At 72.8% G+C, this 19,679-nt stretch carries 21 protein-coding genes and 3 tRNA genes; 12 read left to right on the top strand and 12 right to left on the bottom strand.

Going from position 1 to position 19,679, the window contains the following annotated elements:
- Positions 1–5: 5 nt before the first annotated feature.
- Both SM577_RS31015 and SM577_RS31010 read left to right on the top strand, forming a co-directional pair.
- A complete protein-coding gene (locus SM577_RS31015; protein ID WP_302921002.1) occupies positions 6–1,226 on the top strand; it encodes a sensor histidine kinase in 1,221 nt (406 codons plus the stop codon).
- Positions 1,214–1,858, top strand: coding sequence for a response regulator transcription factor (locus tag SM577_RS31010; protein WP_302920504.1), 645 nt, complete (start codon positions 1,214–1,216; stop codon positions 1,856–1,858). Before SM577_RS31015 ends, SM577_RS31010 begins: the two co-directional genes overlap by 13 nt.
- A gap of 22 nt (positions 1,859–1,880) precedes the next feature.
- On the opposite strand, the gene SM577_RS31005 is transcribed toward SM577_RS31010, so the two are convergent.
- Positions 1,881–2,417, bottom strand: a complete 537-nt coding sequence (locus SM577_RS31005; protein WP_474588641.1) for a hypothetical protein — start codon at positions 2,415–2,417, stop codon at positions 1,881–1,883.
- 49 nt (positions 2,418–2,466) lie between these two features.
- Between SM577_RS31005 and SM577_RS31000 the strand changes: the two genes are divergently transcribed.
- A complete protein-coding gene (locus tag SM577_RS31000; RefSeq protein ID WP_474588640.1) occupies positions 2,467–2,961 on the top strand; it encodes a MarR family winged helix-turn-helix transcriptional regulator in 495 nt (164 codons plus the stop codon).
- A gap of 58 nt (positions 2,962–3,019) precedes the next feature.
- On the opposite strand, the gene SM577_RS30995 is transcribed toward SM577_RS31000, so the two are convergent.
- From SM577_RS30995 to SM577_RS30980, 4 genes are all read right to left on the bottom strand, one after another.
- Entirely contained in the window at positions 3,020–4,030 is a 1,011-nt protein-coding gene (locus SM577_RS30995; RefSeq protein ID WP_474588639.1) for a CU044_5270 family protein, read from the bottom strand.
- Positions 4,030–4,584, bottom strand: coding sequence for an RNA polymerase sigma factor (locus tag SM577_RS30990; protein WP_474588638.1), 555 nt, complete (start codon positions 4,582–4,584; stop codon positions 4,030–4,032). The genes SM577_RS30995 and SM577_RS30990 overlap by 1 nt, the downstream gene beginning before the upstream one ends.
- Before the next feature lie 212 nt (positions 4,585–4,796).
- On the bottom strand, positions 4,797–5,579 hold the full coding sequence (locus SM577_RS30985) for an alpha/beta fold hydrolase (protein ID WP_474588637.1): 783 nt from the start codon (positions 5,577–5,579) through the stop codon (positions 4,797–4,799).
- The gene (locus SM577_RS30980; protein WP_474582848.1) at positions 5,576–6,094 is read right to left on the bottom strand and encodes a PadR family transcriptional regulator; all 519 of its coding nucleotides are present in this window, start codon (positions 6,092–6,094) and stop codon (positions 5,576–5,578) included. The genes SM577_RS30985 and SM577_RS30980 overlap by 4 nt, the downstream gene beginning before the upstream one ends.
- 252 nt (positions 6,095–6,346) lie before the next feature.
- On the opposite strand from SM577_RS30980, the gene SM577_RS30975 reads away from it, so the two are divergent.
- Together SM577_RS30975 and SM577_RS30970 are read left to right on the top strand one after the other, a co-directional pair.
- Positions 6,347–7,498 carry a carboxypeptidase-like regulatory domain-containing protein gene (locus tag SM577_RS30975; protein ID WP_474588649.1) on the top strand — a complete coding sequence of 384 codons (1,152 nt, stop codon included), beginning with the start codon at positions 6,347–6,349 and terminating at the stop codon, positions 7,496–7,498.
- A gap of 284 nt (positions 7,499–7,782) precedes the next feature.
- On the top strand, positions 7,783–7,914 hold the full coding sequence (locus SM577_RS30970) for a hypothetical protein (protein WP_474588636.1): 132 nt from the start codon (positions 7,783–7,785) through the stop codon (positions 7,912–7,914).
- 75 nt (positions 7,915–7,989) lie between these two features.
- Here the strand turns inward: SM577_RS30970 and SM577_RS30965 are convergent.
- Both SM577_RS30965 and SM577_RS30960 read right to left on the bottom strand, forming a co-directional pair.
- A tRNA-Arg gene (locus SM577_RS30965) sits at positions 7,990–8,062 on the bottom strand.
- A 35-nt stretch (positions 8,063–8,097) separates the two neighbouring features.
- Positions 8,098–8,188: transfer RNA gene (locus SM577_RS30960), tRNA-Ser, on the bottom strand.
- Between the two features lie 848 nt (positions 8,189–9,036).
- On the opposite strand from SM577_RS30960, the gene SM577_RS30955 reads away from it, so the two are divergent.
- On the top strand, positions 9,037–9,861 hold the full coding sequence (locus tag SM577_RS30955; RefSeq protein WP_474582842.1) for a hypothetical protein: 825 nt from the start codon (positions 9,037–9,039) through the stop codon (positions 9,859–9,861).
- Positions 9,862–9,963: 102 nt separating this feature from the next.
- Here the strand turns inward: SM577_RS30955 and SM577_RS30950 are convergent, their stop codons facing one another.
- Positions 9,964–10,734, bottom strand: coding sequence for a CPBP family intramembrane glutamic endopeptidase (locus SM577_RS30950; protein ID WP_302920494.1), 771 nt, complete (start codon positions 10,732–10,734; stop codon positions 9,964–9,966).
- A 146-nt stretch (positions 10,735–10,880) separates the two neighbouring features.
- Here SM577_RS30950 and SM577_RS30945 point away from each other — a divergent pair, with 146 nt between their 5' ends.
- Positions 10,881–11,996 (top strand): globin domain-containing protein, encoded by a 1,116-nt coding sequence (locus SM577_RS30945; protein ID WP_302920493.1) that lies wholly within the window; start codon positions 10,881–10,883, stop codon positions 11,994–11,996.
- 141 nt (positions 11,997–12,137) lie between these two features.
- Here the strand turns inward: SM577_RS30945 and SM577_RS30940 are convergent, their stop codons facing one another.
- Complete coding sequence (locus SM577_RS30940) at positions 12,138–13,652, bottom strand: peptide deformylase (RefSeq protein ID WP_302920492.1); 1,515 nt, start codon at positions 13,650–13,652, stop codon at positions 12,138–12,140.
- Positions 13,653–13,955: 303 nt separating this feature from the next.
- On the opposite strand from SM577_RS30940, the gene SM577_RS30935 reads away from it, so the two are divergent.
- Entirely contained in the window at positions 13,956–14,738 is a 783-nt protein-coding gene (locus SM577_RS30935) for an IucA/IucC family C-terminal-domain containing protein (RefSeq protein ID WP_302920998.1), read from the top strand.
- A gap of 27 nt (positions 14,739–14,765) precedes the next feature.
- On the opposite strand, the gene SM577_RS30930 is transcribed toward SM577_RS30935, so the two are convergent.
- Positions 14,766–16,592, bottom strand: coding sequence for a DUF6311 domain-containing protein (locus SM577_RS30930; protein WP_474588635.1), 1,827 nt, complete (start codon positions 16,590–16,592; stop codon positions 14,766–14,768).
- A 210-nt stretch (positions 16,593–16,802) separates the two neighbouring features.
- On the opposite strand from SM577_RS30930, the gene SM577_RS30925 reads away from it, so the two are divergent.
- A complete protein-coding gene (locus SM577_RS30925) occupies positions 16,803–17,513 on the top strand; it encodes a class I SAM-dependent methyltransferase (protein ID WP_474588634.1) in 711 nt (236 codons plus the stop codon).
- Between the two features lie 114 nt (positions 17,514–17,627).
- On the opposite strand, the gene SM577_RS30920 is transcribed toward SM577_RS30925, so the two are convergent.
- A complete protein-coding gene (locus SM577_RS30920) occupies positions 17,628–18,161 on the bottom strand; it encodes a YbhB/YbcL family Raf kinase inhibitor-like protein (RefSeq protein WP_302920489.1) in 534 nt (177 codons plus the stop codon).
- Between the two features lie 147 nt (positions 18,162–18,308).
- On the opposite strand from SM577_RS30920, the gene SM577_RS30915 reads away from it, so the two are divergent.
- The gene (locus SM577_RS30915) at positions 18,309–18,491 is read left to right on the top strand and encodes a hypothetical protein (protein WP_302920488.1); all 183 of its coding nucleotides are present in this window, start codon (positions 18,309–18,311) and stop codon (positions 18,489–18,491) included.
- A gap of 48 nt (positions 18,492–18,539) precedes the next feature.
- Entirely contained in the window at positions 18,540–18,881 is a 342-nt protein-coding gene (locus tag SM577_RS30910) for a VOC family protein (protein ID WP_302920487.1), read from the top strand.
- 61 nt (positions 18,882–18,942) lie between these two features.
- Here the strand turns inward: SM577_RS30910 and SM577_RS30905 are convergent.
- Positions 18,943–19,034 (bottom strand) — tRNA-Ser (locus SM577_RS30905).
- A gap of 86 nt (positions 19,035–19,120) precedes the next feature.
- Here SM577_RS30905 and SM577_RS30900 point away from each other — a divergent pair.
- A complete protein-coding gene (locus SM577_RS30900) occupies positions 19,121–19,672 on the top strand; it encodes an AAA family ATPase (protein ID WP_474588633.1) in 552 nt (183 codons plus the stop codon).
- The last annotated feature ends 7 nt before the right edge of the window (positions 19,673–19,679 follow it).

Below are 19,679 nucleotides of genomic sequence, written 5' to 3'. Positions count from 1 at the left end.
TGACGATGGCGACCGCCCGGAGCCTGGCGTACCTGGCGGCCGGCATCCTGGCCGGCGTCGCCGGGTTCGCCTGGTCGGTGCTGGCGCTGGTCACCGTCGGTCTGCTCTCGGTGACCCAGCTCGGCGGCCCGGCGTTCCTCGGCGCCGCCTGGGTGACCCGGCGGATCGCCACCGTCGAGCGCCGCCGGGTCGGCTGGGTGCTCGGGCGGCCGTTGGACGAACCGTACGAGCCGGCTGCTCCGGGCACCATCCGGGAACGGGTCACCGCCGTCGCCCGGCAGCCCGCCACCTGGCGGGACCTGCTCTGGCTGCTGGTGTCCCTACCGCTGGGTCTGGTGACCGGGGTGGCGGCGGTGGTGGCCACCGCCGTGCTGGTGGGTGCCGTGGCAGCGCCGGCCTGGCTCTGGGCGGTGCCCAACGACAACGCGCCGTGGCCGTTGCGGCCCCTGCTCACCACCACTCCCGGCCGGTTCGCGCTGTGCGCGCTCGGGCTCCTGCTGCTGCCGGTCGGGGCCGCGCTGCTCCGGCGGCTGGCCCGCGCGGTGGCCGCCGCCGCCCGCGCCCTGCTGGCTCCCGGCGCGCATCTCCAGCTGGTACGGGAGGCCGCCCGGCTCGCCGAGACCCGTTCCCGGGTGGTCGACGCGCAGGCCGCCGAACTGCGCCGGATAGAGCGTGACCTGCACGACGGCGCCCAGGCCCGGATCGTGGCCGCCGGCATGACTCTCGCGCTCGCGGCCCGCAAACTGCGGTCCGAGGGCGGCACCGCGCTGTCCGACGTGGACCTGGCCCGCAAGCAGCTCGACGAGGCGCTGGCCGAACTGCGCCGGCTCGTCCGCGGCATCCACCCGCCCATCCTCACCGACCGGGGCCTGTACGCCGCCGTCGCGGCGCTGGCCGCGGACAGTTCGCTCGCCGTGAGCCTGCGCGGCGACCCGAACGGTCGCTACCCGGCGGCGGTGGAGTCGGCGGCGTACTTCGTCGTGGCCGAAGGGCTGGCGAACGCCGGGAAGCATGCCGAGGCGTCCCGGTGCGGCATCGTGCTGAACGGCGCGGCCGGCGCGCTCCAGGTGACCCTGACCGACGACGGCCGGGGCGGCGCCGACCTCACCGGCGGCGGGCTCGACGGCCTGCGTCGCCGCGTCGAGGCGCTGGACGGGACGCTGACCATCACCAGTCCACCGGGCGGCCCGACCGTCCTGCACGCGGAGCTGCCATGCGCATCGTGATCGCCGAAGACCTGCTGCTCCTCCGGGAAGGGTTGGTGCGGTTGCTCACCGACACCGGCCACGAGGTGGTGTCCGCGGTGGACAACGCCGGCGACCTGATCGACGCCGTCGAGCGGCACCACCCCGACCTGTCAGTGGTGGACGTCCGGCTACCGCCCGGTTTCCGCGACGAGGGGCTGCGCGCCGCGCTGCGGCTGCGGGCGGAGGGGCGGGACCGCCGGGTGCTGATCCTGTCCCAGTACGTCGAGCGGGCGTACGCGGCCGAACTCCTCGCCGACGGCCGGGGTGGCGTGGGCTACCTGCTGAAGGACCGGGTCACCGCGCTCGACGACTTCCTGGACGCGGTGGAGCGGGTCGCCGCGGGCGGGACGGCGATGGACCCCGAGGTGGTGCGCCAACTCTTCGTCCGCAACAGCCGCCGCTCCGGCGTGGACGCGCTCACCCCGCGCGAGCGCGAGGTGCTGGGGTTGATGGCCCAGGGAATGTCGAACTCGGCGATCTGTGCGGCCCTGGTGCTCGCGCCGGTGAGCGTGGAGAAGCACATCACGAACATCTTCGCCAAGCTCGACCTGCCGCCGGCCGACGACGCGCATCGCCGGGTACGGGCCGTGCTCGCGTACCTGAACGGCTGACGGACTGCTCGACCCGTTCGGTTCACGTCCCCGCTGCCGGAGCGTGCGCAACCGCCACGTCACGTCCCGCACCCGCTCGCTCCTCGAGTGCCGCGCGGACGACGGCCACCGCCCAGACGAACATGAACGGGATGATGGTCACGTTCTTGACGGCCAACGTCCACGCCAGCGCCGTCTTCGGCTCGGTCAGGCCGGCGATCCACGTGTCGACGCCCACCTTGAAGACGAGGGTCAGCGCGACGAGCAGGACCCCGTTCCAGAGCATCGCGGCCCGGTGCGCGGCGATGTAGTCGGTGCTGTGCCGGACCTCGGACCAGGTGGGGCGCAGCGGGCGGAGCATGCTTCGGGCGACCCAGAGGAGGAACAGCAGGCGGATCCCGTTGGTGAACAGCTCGCCGGCGATGCCTCCGGTCCACGCCCAGTCCGCACCACCGCCCACGGCGAGGAAGCGCTGCGCCGAGGCCAGTACGCCGAACGCGAAGACCACGGGGTAGTGGCGGACGAAGAACCGCAGGGCAGCCAGGAGCACGGCTCGGGACTCGATCCACCCCGTCGTCATGGCAACTCCTTCAGCAAACTGAACTGTTTAGCTATCTGAACTATATGCGATGGTGAAGGATGTGTCCATGGCCATGGATGAGCGAGCGCCGGAGGCGGCGGAGGCCGGAGCCCGGCTCGGCAGGGACCTGAGCGACGCCGTCGTGCTGTTCCACGAGGCGCTGGGCTCGCTCATGGGTCTGTCGGCGGCGGATCACAAGGCACTCGGGATCGTGCGCCGGGAAGGCCCCATGTCGGCGCGCGAGCTGGCCGAGCGGACCGGGCTGACCGCGGGTGCGGTGACCGGCCTGGTGGACCGCTTGGTCGCCGCGGGACTTGCCCGGCGTACGCCCGATCCGGCCGACCGGCGCCGCGTCGTCATCGAGGCGACGGTGCCGGCGGACGCCGCGGTGAGCGAGGCCGTCGGGCGAATGGTGGCCGGCATGGCGGAGGTGAACGGCCACTTCACGCCCGAGCAGCTCCGCGTCGTCGCCGAGTGGGTCGAGCGCACGACGGCGGTGCTGCGCGAGCAGGCCCACGCGATCTCGCACGGCTCACCCGCCTGACCGCCTCCGACGACGACCGGACCGGGGCCACCACAGTGGCGGCCCCGGCACCGGTGGTTCAGTCGAGTCGATCGGTCCAGGCGGTGCCGAGGATCACCTGGTAGGCGCTGATCCGCAGCGGTGAGAGGGTGAGCCGCTCGTGCGCGAGCAGTTCTCCCGTGTTCGGGTCGAAGATCAGCAACGACTGCGCGTTGTGCTCGCGGTCGTCGTAGGTGATGGCCACGCCCTTCCGGCCGGCCCGATCGGTCACCTGGCCCCGCCACCGGAACCCGGGCACCTCGGCGAGGACCCGCAGGATCTCAGCCCGCGTCTGCCGCGGAACGACGTACCGGCCGTACACCGTGCTGACCTTCTTGCTCACGGCGCCCGCGCCGTACCTGACCCCGAGCAGGTCGGCCAGCTGGGCCCGACCCGACGGCAGCGGTGCGAGGTCCTCCGCCGGGAGCGGCATGTCGTCGGGCGCGGGCGTGGCGGGAGCCTTGGGCTTGAGGTTCCGCTGCCAGTACTCCCGGGACTCCTGGTCGGGGTACTGCGGCTCGAGCTGGGTCGTGATCTGCTTGCCGGTCCCGTCGGCCGCCTGCCAGACCTTGGTCTCGTCGGCGAAGGCGACATGGTGGCGGCCGTCGGCAGAGGTCATCACCGGGTCGCCCCACGTCTTCGTGTGGTGGTACATGTACCGACCGGTGCGGTGGTCGTACTCCGCATCGACCAGCCTGCCGGCCAACCCGCGTAGCTCGCTCCCCGCGTCGCGGGTGCCAGCGCCGTACGCCACCGGCACGAGCACCACCCCCGGGTCCGCCCCGGGCGGACCGGCGATCCCCGAGGTGTCCGGGGTGGACGGACCGAACGTCTGGACGATCGCCGCGGCGCCGACCGCTGCGGTCAGTGCGCCGGCGGTCAGAACCAGCCGGCGCGTCGGGCGGGCGTGGCGGTGGTGGGCGACCGGCTCGGCGACAGCCTCCGCGCGGACGATCAGGTCGTGTGCCGACAGCCGGGGCGGTGCGATGGTGCTGTGCCGGGCCGGGTCGGCCGGGCCGAGGAGGGTACGCGTTCGCTCTTCTCCGAACATCACATGACCTTTCGCGGACTCGCCAACACCGGCTGCTGTGCCGGCGGTACGGCTCGGTACGACATCGCTTCGGTGAGGCGCCTACGGGCGCGGTGCAGACGTACGGCAGCGGTGGTGCGGGTACAGCCGAGGACCTGAGCGGCCTCGGAAACGGTCAGCTCCTCCCACCCGACCAGCCGGAGGATCTCCTGGTCGAGGTCGGCGAGGGTGGCCAGAGCGGCGTGGAGATCGGCGACGCCCACGGTCGCGTCGGCGCCGGACGAGCCCGGCTCCCGCAGCAGGCCGGCGTCGGTCATCGGTAGCACGTCCGGCGCGGCTCGCCGCGCTCGCCATTCGTTCGCCAGCAGGCGACGGGCCACCCCGTACAGCCAGGGCAGGCTGCGGTCGGGAACCTCGCGGCGACGCCGCCAGGCGACGACGAACACCTCCTGGGCGAGTTCGGTCGCCGCGTCCAGGTCGGCGAGCCGGCGCTGGCCGTACCTCACCACGTGTGGGTAGTCGGCCGCGTAGACCCTGGTGAACCAATCCTCGTCGCGTTTTCCCGGTGGACTCATCCAAGACTCCCGCCTGGTTGACGAACGTTCACCCTGGCTTGTGTCACCACCGGCCCGATGATTACCGCGGACCTCCCACCAGCGCTCGGGCGGTTCCGCCGGAACGGACCGTCGACCGGCTCCCACCGGGGCGATCCGGCGGGCGCGGCGGGACGCCGTGGGCCGGCTCGGCCTCCACTCTGCTGCGAGGGCGCGTGACGCGGTTGCGTTGCTCAGTCTCCGGAGACCGGAAGGAGGCGCGGGTCCAGGGTCCCGTTCAGCCAGGCGCGCAGGACCCCGTTGAACAGGCCGGCGTCCTCCACGTTCCAGATGTGGTGCATGCCCGGTGCGAGCCGCAACTGTGCCTGCGGTGCGGCCCGGGCGATCTCCCGCAGGGACTGACGCACCGCCGCGGATTCCTTCTCGCCCGCCATCGCGAGCAGGGGCCCGGAGTAGTGGCGCAGGGTCGCGGGCACGCCACCCGCGAACACCTCGGCGTTCATCGCGGACGCGGTCTCGCGGTGTACCGAAAGGCCGTGCGCGACGTACCGGGCGCGCGAGTCCGCCGGGAGCCCGAACGCCGCGGCTTGGGCGCGCCAGAACCACGGCGCCCGCCAGAACGCCAGTTGCAACCGGCAGATCAGGCGTACGCCGGCGCCGGCCGGCGTGAGCGGCGCTCCGGTGAGGAACGCCGAGTGCACCCGGTCAGGGTGCCGCGCCAGCACGCGAAGCGCCGTCACGGCGCCCAGGGAGAGCCCGACGAGATCGAACGGGCCGTCGACACCGTGGTCGGTCACCCGGGCCACGAGGTCGTCGGCCATCGCGTCCAGGCCCGGCCAGCCCTCGCTGACCCGCGTCCCGAAACCCGGCAGATCCGGCGTGAGCACCTTCCGGTCATTGAGCGCGGGCAGCTGCGGCTGCCACATCCAGTTCGCGACGTTGCCGCCGTGCAGCATCACCAGCGGCCGCCCCGCCGGGCCGGTCTCAGGACGGTGCACCTCGGGGAACCCGCTCATGCGACCTCCTCCTCGACCGCGTCGAGCCAGGCGAGCTCCGTGCGTAGGTGCGCGATGCCGTTGTCGAGCGTGGCGAGCCGGAGCCGGGCACCGCGATCGGACGCCCCGGCCTCGGCTCGCATCCGCTCGAAGCGCGCCAGCTGCGCCCGGGTCGCCGCGCGACGCTGCGCGAAGAGCGACCGGAGGCCGTCATCGTCGAGGTCGGCTCCGAAGAAGACCCGCGCGAGGAACGGGTCGCGTTCGACCTGGCGCTCCGGCTCGCTGGCGAGCCACGCGGCGAGAGCCGCCCGCCCGGCGGCGGTGATGCGGTGCTCCTGACGGTCCGGCGCCCCTGATCCGGCCACCGTCTCGACCTCCGCGTACCCCTCGGCGACGAGCTGGGCGAGGGTGCGGTAGATCTGCGCCTTGTCCGCCGACCAGAAGTGCCCCACCGTCGAGTCGAAGTGCCGCTTCAGGTCGTAGCCGGTCATGGGCGCGAGGGCGAGCAGCCCCAGGATGATGCGTGACAGAACCACGCGGCTAGTAGACAAGTCATCTAGGAGATTTGTCAACTAGCCCCGGAGTCGAACCTGTGTGTTCCGGCCTGGGCAGCCCGTGGCCGACGCACAGGCAATTCGATCGACCTGCTGAGCGAGCTCGACGCAGCAGGCGCCGACATCTGCGCGTCCGCTACTGCCGCCGCCCCGGGTCGGGCGGCCTACCCACGACGGGGCATAGTGACCCGCGGTGTCTTCGACGGTTGCCGCGCTGGGATGAGGTAGTTGGACGTGACGACGCGCTTACCTGCCCGACGGGTCCTGGCGGTGGCGGTGACAGCACTGGCCGGGGCGACCCTCGCGGTTCCCGCGGCGCCCGCGGCGGCCGCTCCGCCGACCATCAGCATCCTGAGCGTGTCCGCGGAGAACGTGAAGTCCGGCCAGTCGGTGCAGGTACGGTTCCGTGCCGCGAACAATGGGAGCGGCAAGGAAACGGTCTTCGTGGCCGTCTCCGGCGGCCTTCAATGCACCGCCGGTTGTTCCGTGTCCCGGGTCATCGGCCCCGGCCTGAGCGAGACCTTCACAGCCACGGTCGTCGCGCCCAAGGTCCACGAGAGCGAGGTGAGCGGCCGCAACCTCGCGGTCTCCGCCCGGATCGGCACGCAGACAGCGTTCGACCACAAAATGATCTTCGTCCACGGCGCCGGCCAGCCACTCCCCGCCGACCAGCCGTCATCCGCGGTGAGCCAGGTCTCCGGCCTGGTCCGTGACAGCGACGGGAAGCCGATCGGTGGCGCACGCCTGACCGTCCGGGACAGCGCCGGACACGACTACCGTACGACCAGCGGTCGAGACGGCAGGTTCTCGATCAAGTCGAGCGCCAGCAAGCCGGTCGCCGTAGGGCTCATCAGGGTCGAGGCGCGAAAGGACGGCTACCGCACCGCTCGCGCGACGGTGCGGGGTGCCACCGGCGGCGCCGCGACCGTTCGGCTCACCCTCGCCGCCGTGGCCCCGCCATCGTCGCCCTCCGCCGCGGCGAGCCTTCCCGGGCCGACCGAAGAGCCCGCGACCGAGGCAGGCTCCGCCGGGGCGGCGCCGCCGGCCACCCTCAAGCAGGTCAGCGACGAAGGTGGCAGCTCGCCGCTCTGGATCATCCTGGGCGGGCTCCTGGTCGCCGCCGGTTCGGGCGGCCTCGTGCTGGCGCTGATCCGCAGGAGGAACGCACTGAACGAGCCGAACCCGCCAGCCCTCGCCCCGAACAGGGTGGACGCGCCGGTTGGCGGATCCGGGGCCGGCATGGCAGATGCCCCGACCGCCGTACTGTGCACCGTGCCGCCGGACGGCGGATTCTCCGACCCTTACGGCGCGGCCACCCAGGGCGGCAACCAGCAACACGGCTACCACCATGGCCCTTACGACAGTTACTCCGGACCAGTTCGTTAGCGGTCAGGTTGCCGCCGCCGCATAGCACCGGACGGCGACCTTCTGCTCCGGGCTCCACTGCTGTTCGACTGTGGCCAGCGGCTGCCAACCGAGCCTCTCGTACGCAGCCGCCGCCGCAGTGTCAGAAGGCACCACGTCGAGCACCGGATGCAGACCGCGATCCCGTGCTCCTTCCCCGACCCGTGCTTTGTCGACACCGACTCCAGGCGCACCGCGTAGCGCGATGTCCCGAGCGTCGTACGCATTCACGACCTAGGCCACTCGTGCTGCTTTACAACCACGGCGTGCCGCTGGAACGGATTCAGGACGTCCCCGGGCACAGCTTCCCGACCATCACGAAGTCGATCTACGTCGAGGCCATTCGGCGGGTGCAGCAGGACGCCGTGGACCGGCTCGGCTTCCTCTTCGCCGCGTAGGCGCAGGGTCAGCCCTCGGGGTCACAACGATCAAGGCCGGTCTCCCGTGACAGGAAACCGGCCCTCGATCTGCTGCGCGCCCGAAGGGACTCGAACCCCTAACCTTCTGATCCGTAGTCAGATGCTCTATCCGTTGAGCTACGGGCGCAGGTGCTCGGCCAGTCTACACACCCGGCTTTCGCGCGGAGACTCCGGGATTCGAACCCGGGAGGGGCTTTAAGACCCCAACCGCATTAGCAGTGCGGCGCCATAGACCAGACTAGGCGAAGTCTCCCCGGTGGCCTGCAGACCACCGCGCCCGAGGATACAGGCCCAGACCCATCGGGAGCAAAGCGACTACCGGACCGCCTCCGCCGGGTCACCCGGCTGGCCGCGGTCGAGCGCTGTGCGGCGGCTCGATCAGGACTAGGCTCCATCGATATGCAGGAGCAGCCGCCCAGCGAGCCGAACCCCCGAGAGCCTGCTGAGGGAGCGCGCCGACGCTCCCCCAAGGCGACCTTCACCCCGCCGCCGCTGCCGGCGACGCCGGATCCGGCGGAGCGGGCGGAGGCCGGGGAACCCCGTCCGCGCCGGGCCAAGGCGGCTCCGACGGTGCTCTTCCAGCCGCCCGAGCCGGACCGTCCGCTGCCCCGCCAGCCGAGGGCGGCCACCGGGTCCCCGGACCGCCGGGCTGACCGGTCAGACAGCGCCAGTGATCCGAACCACACCGCGCCCTCGGGCTCCGCCGCCCCCGGTTCCGACGCCGGACCGGCGCAGCCGACCCCCGACACCGCCGCCACGCGGCAGACCGGGGCGGATCCGGGCACGGTCGACCCAGCCGGGGAAGATCCCGCCCCGGCAGCGCCGACCAAGGCTGGCCCGGCGAAGAAGGCCGCGCCGCGGAAGGCAGCGGCACCGCGGAAGGCGGCTGCGGCCGAGGATGTTCCGGCCAAGCCCAGCCGGGCGAGGAAGGCCGCCGGCAAGAAGGCGGCGCCGGCGAAGAAGGCAACCACGGCCACCCGGCCGCCGACCGAGACGGCCACACCGCCCCCCGGGACAACCCCGGCCACCGCGACCACCTCGACCGGAACGGCGAGCACCGCACCTCAGCGAACGGCCACCCCGGCCGAGACGCCGGCCGCCGTGGCCGAGACCACGACCACGCCGACCGCCCGGACGGCAACTCCTCCCGCTCGGCAGACGGTCACCCCGGCCGAGACGACCACGCCGGCGGCCGGAAAGGCGACGCCGGTGAAGAAGGCCACCGCCGCGAAGAAGACGGACGCCGTCCTGGAGCGCCCGAGGGAGATCCAACAGGTCGCGCCACCGACGCGTACGCCGGAACTGCGCGCCGCCCTCGCCCGGGTGGTCGAGCATCCGGGCTTCGCGCCGGAGCTGCTCGCCCTCGCCGCCGTCGAGGCGGTCGGGCCGCGCGCCCGGGAGTGGGCCGACCGGCTGCGGTCGGCGTACCCGGATGCCTCGCCGGACGGCCTGGCCCGGCTCGCCACCCGGCGGTTCGTCCGGCAGGCCGGGGCGGGTGGGGCGACCGCCGCGCTGGCCGGCGCCTTCGCCCCGCTGGCCGAGCTGGCGGCGGTGCTCTGGACCCAGGCGAACCTGGTGCTGCACCTGGCGGCGGCGTACGGCCGGGACCCGGCCCACCCGGACCGGGCCGCGGAGTTGCTGGTGCTGACCCAGGTGCACCCGGACGCGGAGAGCGCCCGGACGGCGCTGGCGGCGGCCCGGGCGGCGGACGGACCGGGTGACGAGCCCTGGTCGCGGGCGGTGGAGGCGGCCTGGCGGCTGGCCGCGCCGCTCGCCGCGCAGGCGGGCGGGTGGCTGGTGCTGCGGCTGGCGTCCCGGGTGCTGCCCGGCGCGGCGGTGCTGGCGGCGGCGGCCGGCGACTCCGCGGCCGCCGCGCGGCTGGCCGCCCGTGCGGTCAGCAGCTACCGGCCGCCCCGGTCGCGCTAGGAGATCCACGCGAGGTGCGGTACGCCGCGGTCCGCGGGGCCGTCGATGCCGCGTCCTGCCGCATCCGGAGTCGATCGAGCCGGGTGAGCCCGCCGGCACCCGTCACAGCCAGGAGAACCACTCCTTGGGCAGCAGGGCGTAGCCGACGAAGGCCACGATGTCGAGCAGCGCGTGCGCCACGACCAGCGGCATCACCCGCCGGGTGCGCAGGTAGACCAGGCTGAACACCACGCCCATCACCACGTTGCCGAGGAACGCGCCGAAGCCCTGGTAGAGGTGGTAGGAGCCGCGCAGCAGCGCGCTCGTCGCGATGATCGCGCCGGTCCGCCAGGCTAGCTGGCGCAGCCGGGTGACCAGGTAGCCGACCACGATCACCTCCTCCAGCACGGCGTTCTGCACGGCGGCGAGGATCAGCACCGGCACCGTCCACCAGAAGTCCGGCAGCGCGGCGGGCACCAGCGTGGCGTTCACGCCGAGCTGCGCCGCGGCCCAGAAGAGCGCCAGCCCGGGCAGCCCGATCAGCGCCGCCAGTCCGGCGCCGCGGGCCAGGTCCGGCCCGGGCTGGCGGGCGTCCAGGCCGAGGGTGCGGGCCGGGTCGCCGGGGTCGCGGGCGATCAGGTGTACGGCGAGCAGCACCGGCAGCAGCGCGAAGACGATGCCGAGCAGTTGGTACGTCAGGTCCAGCCAGGGCCGGGGCGACACCGACGTGTTCAGCGACGCGGTCTGCTTCGACAGCGGCCCCTCGGCGGTCAGCTTCGCGATGATCGACACCATCGCGTAGACGGCGGACTGCCCGAGCGAGAGCCCGAGCACCAGCAGCGTCTCGGTGCCCAGGGTGCTGCGGGACACCGGGCGGGCGAGCTCAACGGTCACCGCACCACTCTGCCCGACCGCGACCGCCGGCGGCACGCGCCTGAGCGGCCCTCGTGAGCCGGTCGCACATTCTGTGCGACCGGTGGGCACGCTGCGTGGTCATGCTGTGCGTGCCCGATCCCCCGACAGGTCAAGGAGCGCGCCCGGTGGACGACTTCGCGCGGCTGCTGAAGGAGAGCTGGACCCTGGTCGAGGAGCACCGGGAGCGGCTGAGCGACCACTTCTACGCTCGCCTCTTCCTGCTCGACCCGGAACTGCGGAACCTCTTCCCGGTCCAGATGTCCGGGCAGGGCGACCGCATCCTGGAGGCGATCGTCACCGCGAGCCAGACGGTCGGTGACCCGGAGAGCTTCGACGAGTACCTGCGCGCGCTCGGCCGGGACCACCGGAAGTTCCATGTCGAGGCGGCGCACTACGCGACCATGGGCGTCGCGCTGCTGGACGCGCTGCGCAGCACCGCCGGCGACGGCTGGAACCTGGAGTACGACCAGGCGTGGCGCGACGCGTACGCGGCCATCTCGGAGAAGATGCTGGCCGGCGCGGCGGCGGACGAGAACCCGCCCTACTGGCACGCCGAGGTGCTGACCCACCAGCGGCACGGCTCGGACACCGCCGTGCTCACCTGCCGGGCCCTGCAGCACCCGCTGCCCTGGAAGGCGGGCCAGTACGTCAGCGTCGAGGTGCCCCGCTACCACCCCCGGGTGTGGCGGACCTACTCGGTGGCGAACGCCCCGAACGACGACAACGTGCTGGAGTTCCACGTCCGTACGCCCGGCGCCGGTTGGGTCTCCGGCGCGCTGGTCCGCCGGGTCAAGCCGGGCGACCTGATCCGGGTGGCCGCCCCGATGGGCTCGATGACGCTGGACCGCTCGTCGGACCGGGACATCCTCTGCGTCGCCGGCGGGGTCGGCCTGGCCCCGATCAAGGCGCTGGTGGAGGAGTTGGCCAGCTACAACCGGACCCGCTGGGTGCACGTCTTCTACGGCGCGCGTACCGAGGCCGACCTGTACGGGCTGGCCGGGCTGCGGGAACTGGTCGCCCAGCACCCCTGGCTGTCGGTCACCCCGGCGTGCAGCGAGGACCCGGACTTCGACGGCGAGTTGGGCGACGTCTCCGAGGTGGTCAGCCGGTACGGCCCGTGGACCACGCACGACTGCTACGTCTCGGGCTCGGCCCCGATGGTCCGGGCCACCCTGCGGGTGCTCGCCGCCGACGACGTCCCGCCGGAGCACACCCGGTACGACACCTTCGGCAGCATCTAGGCATTTCTCCCCCCATGCCGGGGCGCGTGCCCCTGCCCCCTGGGGCACGCGCCCCGGCCCCCGATCGGGCGGACCGGCACCGCCCGCCCGACCACGCCCGCCCGGCCGTCCGTTCCCACCCGGGCGGGCGTGGTCGGTGCGTCAGTAGCGCCAGGGGTGCCCGGTCTCGCGGTACTCCTCGATCGGCACCAGCGGCACGCCGGGTGCCATCCGGTCGACGTAGAGCCGCCCCTCCAGGTGGTCGATCTCGTGCGCGACGAGGCGGGCCATGCCGAACTCGAACGAGGTGATGATCCGGCTGCCGTCGTACTGGGCGTGCTCCACGTCGATCCGCAGCGGCCGGGGCACCAGGCCACGGTGGTCGAAGAAGGAGAGGCAGCCCTCGTACTGCTCGTCGGTGTCCGGGGCGGCGTCGACCACCCGGGGGTTGAGCAGGACCACCGGCTCGGCGGTGCGGTCCGGCGGCCGGACCACCGCGGCGGCCGAGCCGATGCCGAGCTGCGGCGCGGCGACGCCGACGCCCTTGCTGAACGGGTGCAGCTCGTCCAGGCGGACCAGCACCGCGCAGAGCCGGTCGACCACGGCCCGGGCCACCCGCTCCTCGCGAGGCAGGTCGAACGGGCGGGCCGGCTGGCGGAGCAGGTCGGCGCCGCGTTGCACGATGCCGATGCCGCGCATCCGGTCACTCGGGCGGATCCGGCCCGCGTCCGGCTCGGGCTCGGGCCGGCCGCGGAACCGCCACTGCAACCGGTAGCGGGCGTTCAGCGGCGGGTCGTCGGTGGCCCAGTCGAACAGCGCCCGCTCACCCGCCTCGCGCCGGCTCACCGGGGTGCGCAGCGGGCCCTCCTCCGCCGAGAGCGAGGTCTCCACGCCCCAGACCTGCGGGTCGAGGTCCGCCGGCAGGTCCAGGCGTACGGCGAGGTGCCGGGTGGGCAGCCGGACCGCCCGCTGGAACCAGGGGCCCCACTTGTCCTGCCCGACGTGGTACGCGTACTCGATGGTGGCCCGGTCGCCCGGGTAGAGCGGGAACCGCCGGTCGCCGTTCTCGAAGAGCAGCCAGATCTCCTTGAAGGCGTCCCGGTCGTGCTTGGCCCGCCAGTGCATCGCCTCGCGCTCGCCGCCGTCCTCCCGGTACGCCCGCAGTTGCAGCTCGGCGAAGGTGAGCGGGTGTTCCCGGTGGTGCCGGTTGGACCGGCCGGGATCGTTCGGGTACCGGTCGACGGCCACCCGGACCAGGTACCGGGTGACCGGTTCGGTGCCCGCGTTGTAGAGCTCCCGGCGGATGACGCAGCGGTAGCCGTCGTCGGTGTGGGTGAGGGTGGCCAGTTCCCGCTCGACCACCAGGCCGGTGCCCGGTGGCAGCCACTGGCCGGGCAGCGGGGGATCCCGGTGGCCCTTCTCGGCGCGCGCGTGCCGGAGTTCGTCGTACTCCCGGAAGCGCTGCCAGATCGCGCCGCTGGCCTCCAGCACCGCCTCCGCGCGGCGGGCGAAGTCCTCGGTGGGCCGGTGCCGGCGCCCTTCGACATGGCTGACGTAGGACGGGTCGAACCCCATCAGGGTGGCGAGCTGTTTCTTGGACAGCCCCCGCCCGGTTCGCTGCCGCGCGAGTTCGGCGGCGAAGGAGTCGGCAGCCCGATCGAGCGGTGAGGTCGTCATCAGCTTCCTCGTGGCCGGGAGTATCAGTTTCACGTTCCGTGGCCGGGCAGATACGAAACTGCCACCTTGCCGACACGAGGCTTGACTGGTCAGCGACGTCCGTCGATACTGTGCCCCGCCGCCGATACCGGCGGCGTTTTCCGTCCCGACCGCCGGGTAGTAGGCCGAGGCCGGCCGACCGGAGTGACCGGGGCCTCCCCCGCCGACCCAGGTGAGGCTTCCCTTAGCGCCCGAGGCATGGTTAGGCTAGCCTTAGCTCAGCGAGGGCGCTTCGGACGGGGGACGATTCGGATGACAGCGGTGATGCCGGGGCGCCAGGTCGCCACCGCACCGCTCGCGCCGGTCACCGCCACCCTGCGGGCCATGTTCGGCACCGACGACGTGCCCGGCCTGATGCCCGGCCTGCTGGTCACCGACGAGTACGGCTGGAGCCCCGCGACCACCCTCGTCGACGGCAGCAAGCTGCCCGAGTTCCTGCACGCCGCGACGCTGCGCTGGGGTGGCACCCCGCACGCCTGCGCCGCGCTGGCCTGGAAGTCGTACAGCTACTGGACCGCGCTGCCGGTGGTGCTCGGCTGGGCGTCCGCCCGCCGGGTGCCGCTGTTCGACCCGGCCGACGTGCTGATCCACTTCGAGGACCACCGCCCGCTGCTCACCCTGGGCCTGCGCCGCTCGACCACCGTCGCGGTGCTGCCCGGCGACCCGCTGGCGGTCTCCGGCCTGCCCGAGGTGCGGGTGGTGGCCGGCGAGGCGGAGCTGCTCGGCCTGCTGCGCGCCTCCCTGCTCGACGCCCACCTGGCCCCGATGATCGAGGCGATCCAGGCCGAGGTGCGGATCGGCACCCGCACCCTGCTCGGGTCGGTGGCCTCCGGCATCGCCCACGGCATCCTGCGGGCCGCCGACGGGCTGCCCGGCTCCTCCGTCGAGACCATCGACACCCTGCTCGGCGCGCTCGACCTGCGCGACCTGGTGGAGTTGGTGCCCGGCCCGGCCGGCGAGCCGACGGTGCAGCGGCGCACCTGCTGCCTGGCCTTCACCCTGCCCAAGCCGAAGATCTGCCAGGGCTGCTGCGTCCGCCAGTCCTGACCGGGCCGCCGGTGCCGCCGGTCGCGGTCAGTCGGTGAGCGGGCGGACGTCCCAGACCCAGACGCCCCCGGTGCGCGTCGGCCGGATCCCGGTCAGCTCGGTCATCCCCCGGCGCAGCGCGGCGGCCTGCGGGTGCGGGCCGAGGATCACCACGCCCGCCCGCCAGTACCGCAGGTCGTCGACCGCGTTCACCCGCGCCTGCGGGGTGATCGGTGGCACCGCGCCGGTGCTCCGGATGACCGCGAAGAAGCTGCTGGTCGGCCGGGGTGGGGCGGTGAACAGGGCGGCTCCCCGCTCCTCGCTGCCCGGGCGGGTGTCCGGCCCGAGGAAGTAGCCGCGGGCGATCGGCATCTCCAGCCGGGTCGTCGCCGACCAGCGCAGCGGTTCGGCGTAGTTGGTGTCCGGCAGCGGCAGCGTCACCACGCTCCGACCCCCGGCCACGTACGGCCGCCAGGCGCCCGAGGTGACGAAGGCGGGCACCGGGTCGAGCCGTTCCGCCGGCAGCGGGGTGGGCAGCAGCGGGAGCAGGGCCATGGTCAGCACGGTGGCGGTGGCGAAGCGGAGCTGCGGGCGGGCGGTGGGGAACCGGGCGGCGAGCGTACGGACGCACTCCGCGCCGTACGCGAGCAGCAGCCCGATCACCGGGGTGAGCGCCAGCGACCACCGGGTCGGCACCACCGAGTGCAGGATCGGCAGGTTCTCCAGCGCCGCCCACGGGCCAGGGATGCCGGTCTCCCGGCCGTTGAAGCGGATCTCCCGACCCAGCGAGAGCAGGCCGAAGAAGAGCCCGAGCGCGGCCAGCCCGAGTACCGCCACGTTGCGCCGCAGCCACCAGACCAGCGCCACCACCAGCACCATCAGCGGCCAGCCGAAGAAGGCGTTCTCCTCGGTCGGGTTCTTGGCCAGGCCGGCTGAGCTGCGGTTGTCGCCGGCCAGCGACTCCCGGGAGAAGGCGACGAACGACACCAGGTCGGTGGAGTAGCCGCGGATCAGCCGGGACAGCCCCTGGTAGGCGCCGGGACCGAAGAACTGCACGTAGAGCGGGTACGCCAGGACCACCGCGCTGGCCGCCGCGGCCACGCCCAGCCCGGCGAGGAAGGGTCGGGTCCGCTGGCGCAGGGCGGGCCGGCCGAGGGCGAGCGCGGCGACCACCACGCCCAGTCCGATCGCGGTCATCAGCAGGATCTCGAGGTTGAGGAAGGACTGCCAGACGATCACCAGCGCGAGCAGCAACCCGTTGCGCAGCCAGCGGCCGGGCTCGGCCAGCCGTACGGTGCGCCAGACGATCAGCGGCACCACGAACTGGGACACGATGTTCGGGTGGGCGTTGGCGTGCGACACCATCGCCGGCGCGTACGCGCAGAAGGCGGCGCCCAGCCAGGCCGGCCCGCGAGCCCCGACGAGCACCCGGGAGAGGACGAGATACCAGGCGGTGGCCGTGGCGATCATCCCCGCGGTGAGGAAGAGCAGGAAAGCGGCGCGGGGACCGAGCAGGACGGTGATCGGCGTCATTGGCAATGAAACGGATAATACCGACGTATTTGCCATCAAATTGACGCCATCCGGAACGTTCATCCGGTCGGAGAAGAACGGATAGGCAAAATCGGTCACGACCCGCGCCCCGTGGGCCATCATCCACTCGAACTGCGCCTGGTCCGACGGGTTGTCCCGGAGGCCCTGGCGCGGATCGAGCCAGAGCCGCGCGGTGATCCAGAAGGCGAGCGCGACGAAGCTCAGCACCGCGGCGAGGTCGGTCCACCAGCCCGTCCGGCGGCGTACGCCCCGGTCGGGCCCGCCCTCCGGCGCCCCGGGCGAGGGTTCGCCGGCGGGGAGGTCCGATTCGGGAGTAGTCATGACAATTCGGAGCGTAGTCACGGGAAGGCGGCACCGTGACATGTTTCGGGGTACTGCACTACCATGTGCCGGGTTCGCCGCCCGCGATCACGCGCCCGACCCCCGACCGCATTTCGGCCACCACGGTGCCCCGATTCTTCCGCCCCCTGTGCGGATGATTCACTCTGTCGGTTCAGGCGCGGGTCGAGTCATATCGTGAGGAATCGACGCATGGCAGAAATCACCGGGGATCAGCGCGTCCAGTCCGAGGTCCTGGAGGGCCTCGCGACAGCGGTCAACCACCGTCGCTGGTTCGTCGAGCTCGCCCTGCCGTACCTCGGTGACAACCCGATCGAGATCGGCAGCGGCCTCGGCGACTACGCCCTGGAGTGGGCCACCCGGCTGCCCCGGTTCACCGCCACCGAGGCCGACCCGGACCGGCTGGTCTCGCTCAAGGAGCGCCTCGCCGAGCAGCCGACCATCGAGGTCCGGCAGATGCTGCTGCCGCACTCGGAGCGGGGCGACTACAGCGCGGCCGTGTCGTACAACGTGCTGGAGCACATCGAGGACCACGTGGGCGCGCTGCGCAGCATGCGCGACCTGGTCCGCCCCGGCGGCGCCGTGATCATCATCGTGCCCGCGTTCCAGTTCGCCATGAGCCCGGCGGACATCGCCACCGGCCACGTCCGGCGCTACACCAAGAAGACGCTGGCCGGCGCGATGACCGAGGCCGGTCTTGAGGTCGAGACGATCCACTACGCCAACGCGCTCGGGCTGATCGGCTACTTCATGGCCACCAAGGTCTTCCGGCTGATGCCGAAGGAGGGCCCGATGGTGAAGGTCTACGACACCCTCGTGCTGCCCGCCACCAAGGCCGCCGAGCAGCTGGTCCGCCCACCCTTCGGCCAGTCCGTCTTCGCCGTAGCCCGCGTCCCCGCCTAACCCCGCCCTCACCCCAACCCGGACTCACCCCGTTGATCATGAGGTTGACGGCGATGTCGATCTCCTCGATCGCCGCCAACCTCATGATCAACGTGGGGGTCGGGTGGGAGTGGGTTACTGCTTGATTTGGTAGGTGGGGCGGGTCACGGCGCGGGCGAGGGTGTGGAAGGTGAGGTTGAAGCCGACGTAGGCGGGGGAGGCGTCGGGGGTGAGGTCGAGGCGGTCGACGTCGAGCGCGTGCACCGCGAAGACGTAGCGGTGCGGCCGGTCGCCGGCCGGCGGCGCGGCCCCGCCGTAGCCCCGCTCGCCGTAGTCGTTGCGCACGGTGAACGCGCCGCCGAGGTCCGCCTCGGCCACCCCGCGCGGCAGCGACGTCACGTCGGCCGGCAGGTTGACCAGCACCCAGTGCCAGAATCCGCTGCCGGTCGGCGCGTCCGGGTCGAAGCAGGTCACCACGAAGCCCCGGGTCTCCGCCGGGAAGCCGGACCAGGCGAGCTGCGGCGAGAGGTTGTCGCCCCCGACGCTGCCGTGCGCGAAGGTGGCGTCCATCGGCTCGCCGTTCTGCACGTCGTCACTGGTGAGATTGAACGACGAGACGGTCGGTAGCAGCTCGTACGGGTCCGGGGCGATCGGTCGTTCCAGGGTCATCGAACGGGTCCTTCCGGTGAACGGTTTCCTGCCCCTTCTTACCTCGCCGTCGCCCGACTATCGACCGGAAGCTCCCGTTGTCCGGCCGATCCGCCGGTCCGGGCCGGACCGTTGCCACGGAACAATCCTCCTCGGGAGGACCACCCCTTGACTTCCATCTGGCGTGACTTCTGCAAGGCCCTCGTCGCCGCGGTCCGCCGCCCCGACGAGGCGGCGCTGCGCGCCGAGCGCGGGCGGGCGGTGCGGCGGCTCGCCGAGGAGAAGATCCGCGAGCAGGAACGGCGATCCGCCGGACCGGACCGCCGGGCGGAACCGGCGGACGAGGGCTGACGGCCCGCCAGGCATCTGCCGTGGTCCATGAGCCGTTACCCTCGGGCTATGGCCCTCGACCTGTTCGCCGGGATTCCGGTCAGCGACTACGCCGCCGCGTTGGCCTGGTACGAGCGGCTGTTCGGTTCCCCGCCCGCCTTCGTCCCGAACGACCACGAGGCGGTGTGGGGGCTCGCCGAACACCGGTGGGTGTACATCGAGCGACATCCCGACCGGGCCGGCCACGCCATGCACACCGTCTTCGTCGACGACCTCGACGCCCTGCTGGCCGAGACGGCCGGGCGGGGACTCGAACCGGCGAGGCGGGAGACGTACGAGAACGGGGTCCGGAAGGCCATCTACGTCGATCCCGACGGGAACGAGATCGGCTTCGGCGGCCCGCCGCTCTGACCCCGTGGGGTGCCGTCGTGCGACCGATGATCGTCGCCGCGCTCGGTACGGCCCTGTTCGGTGGCGGAGGGTGTGGGATTCGAACCCACGAAGGACATCGCTGCCCTTACCGGTTTTCAAGACCAGCGCCATCGGCCACTAGGCGAACCCTCCCGGACCACGGACCCGACGGGGTACGCGGCCGTGCCTAGTCTGCCACGGCTGGCGTCCGGGCGAGCGGGCACGCCACCCCGGCTGGGATGATCGACGCCATGTGGGAGACCCCGGCCATCGTGCTGATCACTGGGATCATGGCCGCCGGCAAGTCCACTGTGGCCGAGGCGCTGGCCCGCCGGCTGCCCCGCGCGGTGCACCTGCGCGGCGACGTCTTCCGGCGGATGGTGGTCAGCGGCCGGGCCGAGATGACCGCCGAGCCGTCCGAGGAGGCGTACCGGCAGTTGCGGCTGCGCTACGACCTGGCGGCCGCGGCGGCGGACCGCTACGCCGCCGCCGGCTTCACGGTGGTGCTCCAGGACATCGTCATCGGCGCCGACCTGCCGGCCATGGTCGGCCGGATCCGGCACCGGCCGCTCGCCGTCGTGGTGCTCCCGCCCCGGCCGGAGGTGGTCGCCGCCCGCGAGCGGGACCGCCCCAAGAAGGGGTACCGGGACTGGCCGGTCGCCGACCTCGACGCCGACCTGCGCTCGGGGACGCCCCGGATCGGGCTCTGGCTGGACACCTCGGCGCAGACCCCGGAGCGGACGGTGGACGAGATCCGGGCCCGGGCGTGGACCGACGGCCAGGTGGGGTAGACACGAC

Source organism: Micromonospora desertarenae, assembly GCF_056150265.1.
The sequence above is the reverse complement of the archived record's forward strand: the minus strand, read 5'-3'. Positions and strand labels throughout refer to the sequence as shown.